The organism is Enterococcus sp. DIV0210g (assembly GCF_050559705.1).
Classification (GTDB): Bacteria; Bacillota; Bacilli; order Lactobacillales; family Enterococcaceae; genus Enterococcus_B; species Enterococcus_B faecalis_A.
Window position 1 is genome coordinate 2,162,420 of record NZ_CP187903.1, and the last position, 13,359, is coordinate 2,175,778.

The 13,359-nt window shown below is 39.1% G+C and carries 8 protein-coding genes; 3 read left to right on the top strand and 5 right to left on the bottom strand.

Annotated features, from left to right (window positions below):
• Positions 1–11 precede the first annotated feature (11 nt).
• Positions 12–2,012: an N-acetylglucosamine-specific PTS transporter subunit IIBC gene (gene nagE, locus IGI64_RS10455; protein ID WP_429940422.1), complete on the bottom strand. Its 2,001-nt coding sequence runs from the start codon at positions 2,010–2,012 to the stop codon at positions 12–14.
• 11 nt (positions 2,013–2,023) lie between these two features.
• Positions 2,024–2,872 carry a PRD domain-containing protein gene (locus IGI64_RS10460; RefSeq protein ID WP_016625019.1) on the bottom strand — a complete coding sequence of 283 codons (849 nt, stop codon included), beginning with the start codon at positions 2,870–2,872 and terminating at the stop codon, positions 2,024–2,026.
• Positions 2,873–3,246: 374 nt separating this feature from the next.
• Here IGI64_RS10460 and IGI64_RS10465 point away from each other — a divergent pair, with 374 nt between their 5' ends.
• Complete coding sequence (locus tag IGI64_RS10465) at positions 3,247–4,704, top strand: helix-turn-helix domain-containing protein (protein WP_429940423.1); 1,458 nt, start codon at positions 3,247–3,249, stop codon at positions 4,702–4,704.
• A 2-nt stretch (positions 4,705–4,706) separates the two neighbouring features.
• On the opposite strand, the gene IGI64_RS10470 is transcribed toward IGI64_RS10465, so the two are convergent.
• On the bottom strand, positions 4,707–7,274 hold the full coding sequence (locus tag IGI64_RS10470) for an HAD-IC family P-type ATPase (protein ID WP_429940424.1): 2,568 nt from the start codon (positions 7,272–7,274) through the stop codon (positions 4,707–4,709).
• A 416-nt stretch (positions 7,275–7,690) separates the two neighbouring features.
• Positions 7,691–8,287, bottom strand: coding sequence for a TetR/AcrR family transcriptional regulator (locus IGI64_RS10475; RefSeq protein ID WP_016625009.1), 597 nt, complete (start codon positions 8,285–8,287; stop codon positions 7,691–7,693).
• 266 nt (positions 8,288–8,553) lie between these two features.
• Here IGI64_RS10475 and IGI64_RS10480 point away from each other — a divergent pair, with 266 nt between their 5' ends.
• Positions 8,554–9,438 carry an ATP-binding cassette domain-containing protein gene (locus IGI64_RS10480; protein ID WP_429940425.1) on the top strand — a complete coding sequence of 295 codons (885 nt, stop codon included), beginning with the start codon at positions 8,554–8,556 and terminating at the stop codon, positions 9,436–9,438.
• A 26-nt stretch (positions 9,439–9,464) separates the two neighbouring features.
• On the top strand, positions 9,465–11,078 hold the full coding sequence (locus tag IGI64_RS10485) for an ABC transporter permease (RefSeq protein WP_429940426.1): 1,614 nt from the start codon (positions 9,465–9,467) through the stop codon (positions 11,076–11,078).
• Positions 11,079–11,759: 681 nt separating this feature from the next.
• Here the strand turns inward: IGI64_RS10485 and IGI64_RS10490 are convergent.
• The gene (locus tag IGI64_RS10490; protein ID WP_429940427.1) at positions 11,760–13,100 is read right to left on the bottom strand and encodes a M60 family metallopeptidase; all 1,341 of its coding nucleotides are present in this window, start codon (positions 13,098–13,100) and stop codon (positions 11,760–11,762) included.
• Between the last annotated feature and the right edge of the window lie 259 nt (positions 13,101–13,359).

Sequence of the window (13,359 nt, forward strand, 5' to 3'; positions counted from 1 at the left end):
GCTCTTTATTATTATGCTTTATTTGTAACTGTTCCGACTGGTTCATTTGCTTGAACTTCGCGACCAGATTCGATGGCTAATTCTTGCACTTTGTCCCCATTTGTAAAGACAACGATCATGTCTGATTTTTTACCTGAAGCTTGCAGAGAAGCAAGATCAACAAGAGCAATCAGTTGTCCGCGGCCAACTCTTTGTCCTTCTTCGATATACAATGTGAATGGTTCACCTTTTAGATCAACCGTATTGATCCCCATATGAAGCAAGACTTCGATACCAGAATCAGTTTGGATACCAACTGCATGTTTTGTTGGGAAGATATTGACGATCGTTCCTGAGATTGGAGAGAAGATCTCACCAGTTGTTGGCAATACGGCATAACCGTCACCCATCATTTTTTCAGCAAAAACATCATCAGATACTTCTGTGATCGGGATCAAACGACCATTTGCTACTGCAAAGACATCTTGTGTCAGAGGACCTTCAACCACTGTTTCTGTTCGTACAGCTGCTACACTTGGCTGTTGTGCTGCTGGTGCAGTTTGTACACCTGCGCCGCCATGTAGTTTAGACATTTCGTCCGCCACGAATTGAACTTCGGTACCAACGATAACTTGGATATTTTTATCATCGATTACTTTTACGCCTGGAACACCTGTTGATTTGATTTTGCTTTGATCAACATTGCCTGTGTCTTTTACTTGCAGACGTAGACGTGTTGTACAGTTGTCGATTGCTGTTACGTTTGCTGCTCCGCCTAAACCTGCATAGATTTGGTTAGCTAAAGCGGCAAATTTGTCGTCTCCTGTGGCGATATCTGGTGTTTCTTCGCCTGTACCTTCTTCGCGACCTGGTGTCATCAAGTTGAATTTTTGGATCGCAAAGCGGAAACCGAAGTAATAGATTACAGCAAAAACTAAACCTTGAACGATCAGCATCAATGGTTGGTTTGCTACTGGGTTTTTCAATGATAAGAAGTAATCTACAAAACCAGCACTAAACGCAAAACCTGCTGTCCAATGGAAGAATGCACTAACTGCTAATGAAAGACCCATAAATACTGCGTGAAGTACATATAGAGGCCAAGCAACGAACATGAATGAGAATTCAAGCGGTTCTGTCACCCCTGTAAAGAATGAAGCAAAAGCTGCTGCTACCATCAATGATGCTGTAACTTTTTTCTTTTCTGGACGAGCACATTGATAGATGGCAAATGCACCTGCTGGCAAACCAAACATCATAACTGGGAAGAAACCAGCTTGGTACATCCCTGTTTGACCAACGATAGCTGTTCCATTGTCTAATGCTTGCTGACCAGCTAAGAAATTACCGATATCATTGATTCCTGCCACGTCAAACCAGAATACAGAGTTCAATGCGTGGTGCAAACCAGTTGGGATCAATAGACGGTTGAAGAAGCCATACAAACCAGCTCCGACAAATCCTAGACCAGAAATCATTTTACCAAAGGAAACAAGTACATCGTATACGCTAGGCCAAATAAATAATAAAATGGCTGAAATCACTAACATACCTAGAGCAGACATGATTGGTACTAGTCGTTTCCCACTAAAGAAAGACAGAGCCATTGGTAATTTTACATTGCTGAAACGATTATACATTGCTGCCGCAGTAAGACCTGCGATGATTCCGACAAATACGTTGTTGCCCATGCTGTTGAATGCAGGGTTAACGTCTGCCAAATCTTTTAATCCTAATAAACTTTGAACAGATGTTGGATCTAAAACAGTTTGAGGGACTAAATAAGCCACCAAACCAGCTAATGCAGCTGACCCATCTTTATCTTTAGACATCCCTAATGCTAGACCTACAGCAAATAATAATGCCAAATGATTTAAAATCGCAAGTCCTGAGTTCATCAAGAATGTCGTTGCGGCGTTGCTTACGCCCATCCCAACGATCCAGTTTGCAATACCTACTAATAATGATGCAGCAGGTAATACAGCTACGGGCAGCATCAATGAGCGCCCCATACGTTGCATGTATGCTTTCATTTTTGTTCCTCCTAGTTTTTCTTGTGTTCAATTGCCCCTCGCAAGCGTTCGATATGGATGGCCAAGTAACCCAATTCTTCACTTGTGATCGACATTTGATATTGTTTGATCAGTAAAACGCGTATTTCTTTTGCAATTTTATAGCTTTCGGGATACTTCCTTTTCACCATTTGCACGATTTCTGTATCTAAAACCGCGTATTGTTGTGCATTTGTTCGTTGCAGAAGCAGCCGCAGATGGTTCGCCAGCCTTGAATAGTTCAATGCCATCGACTCTGAATGGATATCGACTGCCAGTTCTCTTTCAATGAGCTGGATCACATCTGAAACGATAGTGACTTCACGGATACTGCGATGATTACTTGTTTGACCGCTCCGTGCACTGTGGATATGGATCGCGATATACCCTGCTTCATCATAGGTGTAAGGCACATCTAACTCTTTCGTCAAATATTCCACTGCCCATTGCGCAATACTAAATTCTTCACTGTAAAGCACTTCGATCTCTCTCAGCAGTTTATTCCGAACAACGATGCCGTTTTGGATATTTTCTGCCGAGAATGCAATATGATCGGTCAATGCAATCAGCACATGTTCATTCAACTTTTCCATCAACACGGTTTCTGCATAATCAATGATATGTTCGGCTGCAAATAAAAACCGTTCATCGATCTGATTCAGCAGATTTTGCAGTTTGAGTTGTCCTTCTGGTTCCATCACGAAAATCCGCTCGATGTCTCGATCAAAAATCAAATCATTTCTCTTTTTGTCAAAACCGATCCCTTTTCCGATTGCTACTTTTTCCTGCCCGTCATCTTCCACCAATACAGCATTTTGATTCAAAATCTTTTTGATTTTCATGCGCGCATTCCTTCTCTAAAAGTTTCTGTTTCGCTGCGATTCGGTCATACTGACTTGGCCGCATAAAAAATAGGCATGAAAATCCCCTAAAAGGAAGCATATCATCTTCCGTTCAGAGACTTTCCATGCCTAGTATGATCTAGTCACATGAAACAGAGTATTGTTAACGTCATCAATTTTATATAGCGGCACCCATTTTGTCAATGCTTTTTTTATTTTTCATCATTTATTTTCGGGGAAGTGACTTTTGTATGTAAAAATAACTGCTAGTGACAGATTTTGACCGAAATCCCTAAACACTGAACAAGCGAAAGAATGTATGTTATTGTTTAGTTAACGAATGGCTATCTTTTATCAGCGAAAGGAGTCTGCTCATGGATACTGTCATGAAAAGCATCATCACAGAAAAAGACTTATTACGGCAAATCTTACTTTTAGAACAACTGTCAAATCATCCCAAAATCACAGCAAAAGAATTGGCTTCCTTGATCCATACTACAGAACGAACGATTTTTTCAGATATCCAATATATTCGTACTCAGCTGCCGCCTGATTGGTCGATCGAAGCGGACAGCAATGGTTTATCTCTGATTAAGCACAGTGCTCAGCTGACACATCAGCTTTGGGAGTCCTTTTTTCCGCTTTCGATTGGTGTATCCTTGATCAAGCAATTATTTTTCAATAAAGAAGTCCTGACACAGCTTTTTTTACAAGATAATGGGATTTCTTATGAGACATTGAGGCGCCATATCACAAAAATCAATCGTAGTTTGAAGCCCTATGACATTAGGATCCGTTTGAACAGCAAAGAGGCAATGTTATTAGGAAATGAAGTAAATATTCGGATTTTTTTCCACCGTTTGCTGCTGCCATTTACACATAACAACTATTTTTTTGAAAATTATACGATCCATGAATCCCATTACCTGCGTTTTTTGGAGAAATTGAAACGGAACGATCTGCACGTTTCTGTAGAACAGATTTTTGGTACTTGCTGGTTTTTCATCAACACGATTCGAATCAAAGCGAACTGTCGAGTTGGCGCGTTCTCTTTTGAGCCAAAAGATCCTCTCTTTCTTCAATATCAGCCATTCCTTTTTGACGTTTATCAAAAAGAAGGTGTCTATCTGGAAGAAAGTGACTGTTTCTTCTGTTTTTATTGTTTCTTGGAAAGCTGGAATTACAATAATCAATGGTCTGATAAAGTTGCCGAGACCTTAGAACATTATTTCACTGTAAAAAAATCTGTCCACCATTTTGTTGCAGATTTGGATCACGAATTGGAACTGCCGCTTTCATCAGAAACTCAATTAGCGGATAATCTGCTCCTGATGCTGCTTCGTGCAAATGAATCAGCAAATCTGTCACAACAATTTCAATTAGAATACCAAGAAATAATATCCATTCGGCATCATGAATCGTGCGAAAAAATTTTTGAGCGGCTTGCGACTTTTCTTTCTGCACCGGATGTCGTCCCAGCTGTGAAAAAGCCGGAATATCTTTTAAATACAGCTTCTCTTCTTGTTCAACAGGCAATGTCCCAAGTACATCCTGTGAAAGTACGTGCTTTTTTCTTCTTTCAAGGAGAGCCTGCATGGAAAGTTTTCTTGCAGCAAGAAATAAGCGATTATCTTGGTAAAAGAATCCAGCTGATCCCTGTTGAACCTTCAGAATTTACGGCTGTCCAAACGAAAAAAGGAGACTTTATCCTTTCCAATTATCCTTTAGATGATCCTGATCTGCCGGTATTTTATCTTTCGATGTTTCCAACAAAAAATGAGCTCAATCAATTGACTGAGCTCATCCAGAACTATTATCTTATCAACCAATGAGTTTATCTGAACTCGTTGGTTGTTTTTGTTATTTCTTTGTTCAAACGGCGGTTCATCAGCCATTTTTCAGCTTCTACGATCACGAACAGCAAGAGTGCATTGGCTGCGATACTTGCATGGTGCACAAATCCTAGAGAAGTCGTCCCGACCAGTTGTTGTGCTGCTGGTAAAAGAAGGACGCTCATTTGCAAGAGAAGCAAAAGCCCTAAAGAAATGAAGATTGCTCTATTTTTGAACATTGCTTTTCCTAGTGCCGGCTCTGTCAGCTCTCGACAATTCAGCATGTATACAGCTTGAGCTAAAACAATGTTCTGTAAAAGAATCGTCTGCTGGACTGCCATTCCTTCAAAACTCATAGCCAAAAGGTAAGCTGGAACCATGATCAGCAGCGAGACGTAAACGATGCGAAACACACTGTACATCGAAAGAATCCCCTCGTTTACCAGTCTCGGAGGTCTATCCATCACGTCTTTGCTTGCTTTTTCAAATCCTAATGCGTAAGACAACGTAATGGTCGTAACCATATTCACCCACAAAATCTGTACAGGTGTCAATGGCAAAGGACGATTCATCAAGAGAGCGACGATCACGATCAGCCCTTGTGCAAGTGCTGTAGGTAAAAAGAAGTTGATTGTCTTTTTCAGATTATCAAAAATCCGTCGTCCTTCTTTCACTGCCTTTGCGATCGTATGGAAATTATCATCTGCCAATACCATATCAGCAGCTTGTTTGCTGACTTCACTTCCCTTGATCCCCATTGCAATACCAATATCTGCTCGTTTAAGTGCAGGTGCATCATTGACGCCATCGCCTGTCATTCCTACGACTTCGCCATTGTTTTGAAGTGCTGCAACGATCCTTAATTTATGTTCTGGGGTAGTTCTAGCGAAAACATCTACATGATTGACTTCATGCGCTAATTCTTCATCAGACAATAGATCGATATCTAAACCTTCTAATACTTTCTTCGTATGCTTCAAGCCGATTTGCTCACCAATTGCTTGTGCTGTTTTTTTATGGTCGCCAGTAATCATCTTAACTTCGATCCCCGCTCGCAAACATTCTTCCACAGCTTTTACAGCACTTTCTTTGGGCGGATCGATGATGCCTGCCAAACCAACAAACTGCAGCTCATTGATTTTTTCAGGCGAAAGTGTTTGGTTTGCAGGAAGCATTTTGAAGGCAAAACCAAGGATACGCTGTCCTTTTTGCGCCAATTCTGAACCTTTTTTCTGCCAATGAGCGCGCTCTTCTTTTGAAACTGTGCTTCTGCTCAACAAGACTTCCGGAGCACCTTTGACAAAAACAATTGATTCAGTCTGGTCTTTACCAGCATGTTTTGTTGCCATGTATTTATACGCGGAACTGAAAGGGATTTTTTCCTGGATTTCTTTTATCGGCAATTCAAATTTTTCGACAAATTGCAGTAATGCTTTCTCTGTTGGATTGCCTTGCAAATCTGCCGCACGCTGGGAAATATCTCTTTTTAGCTCTTGGCAGTTTGTCATGATTTCTTGCATTTTTACGTGGGCTGCATCGTCTAATGATACAGTTTCAACAACGGTCATCTCATTTTTCGTCAATGTGCCGGTTTTATCTGAGCAGATAACTGTCATTGCGCCAAGTGTTTCAACAGAGGGCATCGTTTTGATGATTGCTTGCTGCTCTGCCATTTCTTTGACACCCATAGACAAGATCATCGTCAGTACTGCCGGTAATCCTTCTGGTATCATTGAAACGATCAATGCGATGATTGAAGAAAATAAAAGATCCATTTCCAATCCGTATCTGAAAGTAGTAAAGAAAATCAAGAAGACGATCAATGCAATGATTCCTCTGAAAATCTGTTTATTTAATTGATGTATTTTTTTGACAAGCGGTGTTTCTTGCGCAGTCATCGTTTGCAAAGAATGATTGATTTTCCCTATTTCTGTGTCATCTCCTATTGCCACTACTGCACCTGTTGCCGTACCGCTTTGAACCAGTGTCCCAGAAAATGCCATGTTTTTTTGGTCACCAATAATACTGTTTTCAGCAATAACTGCTGCTGTTTTTTTGACTGGCTCTGATTCTCCTGTCAGCATCGACTCTTCTACTACGAATGAATGTGTTTCAATCAACCGCATGTCTGCTGGAACGATATCCCCAGCTTTCAAAACAATGATGTCTCCTTTTACGACCATTTCTGCATCGATTGTTTGTCTTGCACCTTCGACAAGGACGACCGCTTCTTGTCCCATCATCTGTTTCAGTCCATCAAGTGATTCTTCTGCTTTTCGTTCTTGCCAGTAACCAACTATACCGTTGATGATCACCACGAGTAAAATAATGCCGCTTTCGACGTAATCTCCCGTCAGTGCTTTCAAACCAGCCGCGACCATCAATACGATCATCAGCAAATCAGTAAAATGTTTGGCGATTTTCTGCCAAGATTTCATTTGTTCTTTCTCAGTGATTTTATTTGTTCCATTGGCTTTCAACCGGGTTTGACGTTCGTTATGTGAAAGACCTTGTTCATTGGACTGTAAATGCTTCAATAATTGTGTTTTAGATACTTGGTACCATTTCATTGTCATTCCCCCTATCGATTTATTTGCTTCTGCTTAGTTATAAGTATAGGCAGTTTAAGAAAATATAACGGTCGATTTTTTCAGGGAGCTATGAAAAAAATAAAAGCCGCCTATGTGGATAGGCGACTTGTTGTTGATATAGGAAAGAAATTGATTTTTTTGGCATGACCTCTATCTAAACGGTGTTCAAGAACCAGCTCCTTCGGCAATAACTCAAAAATCCGCAAAACATGAAAAGCTGTTTCACGGATTTTCTCTTTATTGCTCGGAGCTAAGCGGTTCTTTCACAACCTCTATCTAAACGGTGCTTGCAACATTGCTTCTTCGGAATTAAGTTCAAAAAAGACAAAAACATGAAAAGCTGTTTTTACTTTTTCGTCCTTAATTCTTGAAGCAGAACATGTTGCTCACAACCTCTAACTTGGTGCAATCCCCTTCACCATCATCTCGGTCCACTCAGCCGTATAGGGAAGGATTTTTTCATAAATCTGCGGATTCGAGATCCCTTCTACCATTGCTTGGAAATACAAGATCAAAAATTCATCGGAATACTTAAGATCTACTTTTCCCTCTTTTCGGCCCCTATGAAATAAATCCAACATGAGATCAAAACTCTCTTTTGTATATTGCTCCATCAGCAAAGTCAGTTCGCTGTTTTCATCTTTTTGCGTATAGTAGCTCATCAAATCAAGAAAGAAACGTTTGTTGATTTTTTCAAGATAATTGATCTTATTTTGGCTCATCGCAATCAATGTTTCTTCAAATGGCAGATTCTGTGCCATGATTTTCCTCGCTGACCCGCCCATTTCATCCATAAATTCAAAGAAGACTTTATGGATCAACTGTTCTTTACTTCCAAAATATTTGAAAATAGTCGCTTTGCTGACAGAAGAACGCTCCACTACTTCATCGATCGTCAATCCCGCAACTCCTTCATCTGAATTCATCAAATCAAAAGCGGCTTTCAATACTTGTTCCTTTTTCTCTTTTGCCCGTTTTTCAAATCCATTCATTCTTCAAACGACCTTCCATTTATATGTACTAAATTTAAAAATACAGTATATATTTTTTTCTTTCTTATTATATATATGATTTAATGAACTTACAAGCGATAAACTGTTTAAATTTTTTGTTGTATTTTGATTGACAGTTCTCAGGAAAAAGAATATTATTTACTCGATAAAGGGATACTAGTTTAAAACAAAGGAAGCAAAAGTGTTTTTTAAACTAAAATAAAGTTATTATTCTATTTTATCATTCATATTAGGAGGCAATTATTATGTCAGAAATCATCAAAGTAGAACATCTGCAAAAGAATTTCGGTAAATTCACTGCACTAGAAGATGTTACATTCACTGTCCAGCCAGGAGAAGTCGTCGGTTTTATCGGCCCAAATGGTTCTGGAAAATCGACAACAATCCGAACACTGTTAGGTATTTTACGCAAAAACAGCGGTACGGCACAGATTTTTGGTCTGGATGCTTGGAAGGATAGTTTAGAAATCCATAAGCGCCTTTCTTATGTGCCTGGTGATGTCAATCTTTGGGGCAGTCTGACTGGTGGCGAGATCATCGACTTATTTATCAAACTTCATGGTAAAGGCGATCGCCGAAAAAAAGAAGAATTGATCAAACGATTTGAACTCGACCCTAAGAAAAAAGCAAAAAACTATTCAAAAGGAAATCGCCAAAAAGTTGGATTGATCGCAGCGTTATCTGTTGATTCTGATTTGTATATCTTCGACGAGCCGACTTCTGGACTTGATCCGCTGATGGAAGCTGTTTTCCAAGAAGAAGTAGAAAAAATCAAAAATGATGGAAAAGCGATCCTCCTTTCTTCCCATATCCTTAGCGAAGTGGAACGTTTAGCAGATAAAGTCGTAATCATTCGCCAAGGAAAAGTCGTAGAACAAGGAACGTTATCTGAGTTAAGACATCTGACCCGTTCAGCCGTGACCGTGGAAACAGAAAAAGATGTTCAGAGCTTAGCCTCTGTTTCAGGTGTCCATGATTTCATACAAAAAGGAAGCGAAGCAAAATTTTCTGTTGATAATGAAGCAATGAACACGGTTTTAGCAGAAGCTGTACAATTAGGTGTAAAAAAATTCGAATCTGTTCCCCCTACTTTGGAAGATTTGTTCATGCGCCATTACGAAGCTGAGTAAAAAGGAACCTAAAGAAGGAGAAAATTATGCTAAGTGAAAATTTTACACGCTGGGGAATCTTGTTTCTCCAATACTTGAAGCGTGATTGGAAAAAAATAATCTTTTGGGTCATCGGTCTAGGTTTGTTCTCAAGTGCCTATGTCCCAGCTTTTGAAGAAATTGCTCAAGGAACTGGCGCTGCTGGAATGTTTGAAACTATGAAAAATCCAGCGATGATCTCAATGGTAGGACCTACTCCCATCACAAATGGCGCTGATTACACTGTAGGTGCTATGTATGCCCATCAAATGCTGTTGTTTTGCGGAATGTTTGCTGCCATCTTGTCACTGATGCACGTAGTTAGTCATACAAGAAAAGAAGAGGATCTAGGGTTAGTCGAATTAGTTCGTTCATTCAGCGTTGGCCGTCAAGCAAATTCTTTAGCTGTTATTACAGAAACGATTTTGATCAATTTGCTGTTAGCTGCTGCTATTAGCGGAATCATGTTCAGTTTCGGGGCAGATTCTATCACGGCTGAAGGAGCCGCTCTATTTGGATTATCTGTTGGCGGTGCAGGGATTTTAGGCGGAGTAATTGGGCTGTTTTTTGCTCAATTGATGCCGAACGCTTCTGGAGCAACTGGCGCTTCGTTATCTTTTATCGGATTGCTTTACATTGCGCGAGCAGGAACAGATACAACAAATCTTGACTTTTCTTGGTGGAATCCACTAGGTCTAGTATACTTGACTTTCCCATACACAAAGAATGACTGGCTGCCGTTTATTTACCTAATGATTTTTAGTTTAGTCATGATTTTGATTGCTTTCTTTCTTGAGAGCAAGCGTGATTTAAGCGCGGGCTATTTACCAGAAAAAGAAGGTCGACGCGAAGCTAAACGGTCGTTGCTGTCTGTGCCAGGCTTATTTTTCCGCTTGAATAAAGGAATAATCATTGGCTGGTCGATTGGGTTTCTTTTGATGGGCGCCGCGTATGGCTCCATCTATGGCGATATGCAGACATTTTTGGAAAGCAGCGAACTCATGAAGCAGATGTTCATCCAAACAGGTGTCTCTCTTGAAGAATCTTTTACAGGCACGATCATGATGGTTTTGGCCAGTTTAGCTGCCATTTTGCCTATTGCTATTGTCAATAAATTATTTGCAGAAGAATCTCATGGACGCATGAGCCAGATTTTCTCTACAAAAGTAACCCGGGCAAAACTTTTTTGGACAACGATTGGTTTAGCTTTTATAACAGCTGTTACTTCTCTTTTCCTTAGTGCCGGCAGTTTAGGCGGAGCCGCTTTATCAGTGATGGATAACACAAAAATGGATTTCCTTACTTTCTTGGAATCCGGATATAATTTCTTGCCAATTGTTTTGTTCTTTATCGGCTTAGCTGCCTTTTTCTTAGGCTGGGTACCAAAAGCAGGTAAAATCGTTTATATCTATCTTGGCTATTCTTTCATGTTGAATTATTTCGGTGGTATCTTAGATTTGCCAGATTGGTTTGCAAAAACAGCGATCCAATCATGGGTACCTTTGCTTCCAATGGATGATTTTGATTTACCGACATTCTTGACGATTGCAGCAATTGGTATTGTGTTGATTCTGGTCGGGTTTATCGGCTATAAAAAACGTGATATGGTAGAGGGATCATAATAATAAGCCCCTGTAAAACAGCAAACTGTTTTACAGGGGCTTATTGGTTCAAAAAATGTAATTATTTAAAAAAAAAGAAAACACAGACTTATATTCCTCTAAAAATAAACTGTTATTTGAATTTTTTTATTCCCGCACATGTTTTAATAGTTAATGAAAGGAGGGCAGAAACAAACATAGTTCTACAAAAAATACGCACATATAAAACATAACAATGATATGTATGCTACTTATATAAATCTTATTGCTTAAAAAAACTTTGCGGAAGTTTATTGCAATAAATATTTTCTTCAATACACAAGATTGTCCAACCTTTTGTATTGAATGATACAACCCAAAAAATTCTATTTTACTATTTCATTTTTCGTTATTAGACTACTTTTATACAAAAAGTTAGAGTAAGAAACAAGTCACCCAGCTTGTGTCTTACTCTCTTTTTTTGTTTAGATTCGAGTGCAGGGATTGATGTTAAGTTCGAAAAACGAAAAATATGAGGAGTTTTTTTTCCTTTGAAAAGAATCTTAATGCTCGGAGCTGAGCGGTTCTTTCACAACCTCTATACACGGTGTTCAAACGATTGCTTCTGCGGAAATAAGTCCAAAAAGACAAAAATGCGAGAAGCTATTTCTGTCTTTTTATTCTTATTTCTTGAAGCAGAACATCGTTTTCACAACCTCTTTCTTACATCTCATCTCTATAGGTCCAAATTTCTTCCGTCAACCGTGGATACGCAGCAATCTCTTTTTTTGTTTCCTCGTCTGCTTGGATGCCCCATTTTTCAAAAAACGGTAATAGATTTTTATTGGCGACTTTTGAGGCACTTTTAATAAAATATTGCTGTTTTACTTCGCCATCCCAGTCCATATCTGCTTGTTCTTCTCGGTATAATTTATGAAGGTTTGGATAAAACTCTTCGCCAAATGCCAACTCCAATTGCCAAAACATCACTACTCGAATAAAATCTTCTTCGATCATCTCTTCTGAATTATAATCTCGATTTTCTTGTGCAAGATATCTGAATGCATCTGCATAAACATTTTCACGTTCCAAACGAGTTCGGTTTCCAGCTTCTTTTTCAGCTCTTAATGAGTAGATATTTGCTGTGACTTCTGCTAATTCTCCCCAATCTAAGGCCTCATTTTGGTATGTATGCCCCATCTCATGGTAAATCCCCCATTGATTTTGCGTGTCTGGCTGCAATACTTGAATCATCGCGTCTGCAGAACAGCCTATATGTCTATAATACGCATACATCCAAGTGTCTGTCGTTGCTGATTCTCGCAAGTGCTGAACCGAGCCAATCGACGTGCGATGCAAAGCGCTGCTGTTATCTAAACCGTGCGTACGATTATGTGTGTATGTTACTTGATCGTGTTTTTGTAAAAGCATTGTTGGATTCTTGATTAGATGCAATGAATCCGAGGAGCCAGTGATAAGCGTATTTTTTCCCACAAGTTCATAACCAGGAATCTCAGAATACTGCAATTGTTTTTCCCATTCTTGCTGAGTCGTTTCGCCTAAAACAAAACGTGGAATATTGATACCGCCTTGAATCGTTACTTTCAGTTGCTGATTTGTTTGAGTATTGGTGACATTTTGCAGGTGAATAATTCCTTCTTCGTTATTTGAGATAATATTTTGACCTTTTTTCAAATAAAATTTTACTGGGTCTCCTTGGGTATAACGCGTTAGTTTGATAGGTGTGATCGTATAAGAAGGCATTTGTTTTTGAGAAGTTCTTTCATCCACGTTGATAATGATCGTATCATTTTTTCTTTTATAAATTCCGGTAGATTGTGCATCACTGAAACCGAACCATGTTTGCAAAACATCATAGGCATAATCATCGACATCTTCTGATTGATAAAGATTTACTGTTGTTTCTTTATTTGCTGCATCATATGATTTTAAACCAATATCTTTCTTTCCTGCTGTTTCTTCTGCTTTGCCAGCTACCGGTTTGACCATCGCTGTTGTAAGTGCTACTGTACTCAAGAGGGTAATCATGATTTTTTTATTCATCGTATTGCTCTCCTTCATATAAACTTTTTTAGGTAAAGATTTGCGGTATCATTAAACTAAGCCGTTTTTTATCGTATCGAAAGTGGGATACAGCAAATCTATAACCAAAATATAACAGTGTTATCATCTCTCATCATCAAATTTTTCAATAACATCACTATTTTATTATTCTCTGCACAAAATAAATAAAATAAATAAATTAAATGAACCGATTCATTAAATTTAAATGAAGACTTCTGCTGACAAGAAAAAACCGAGA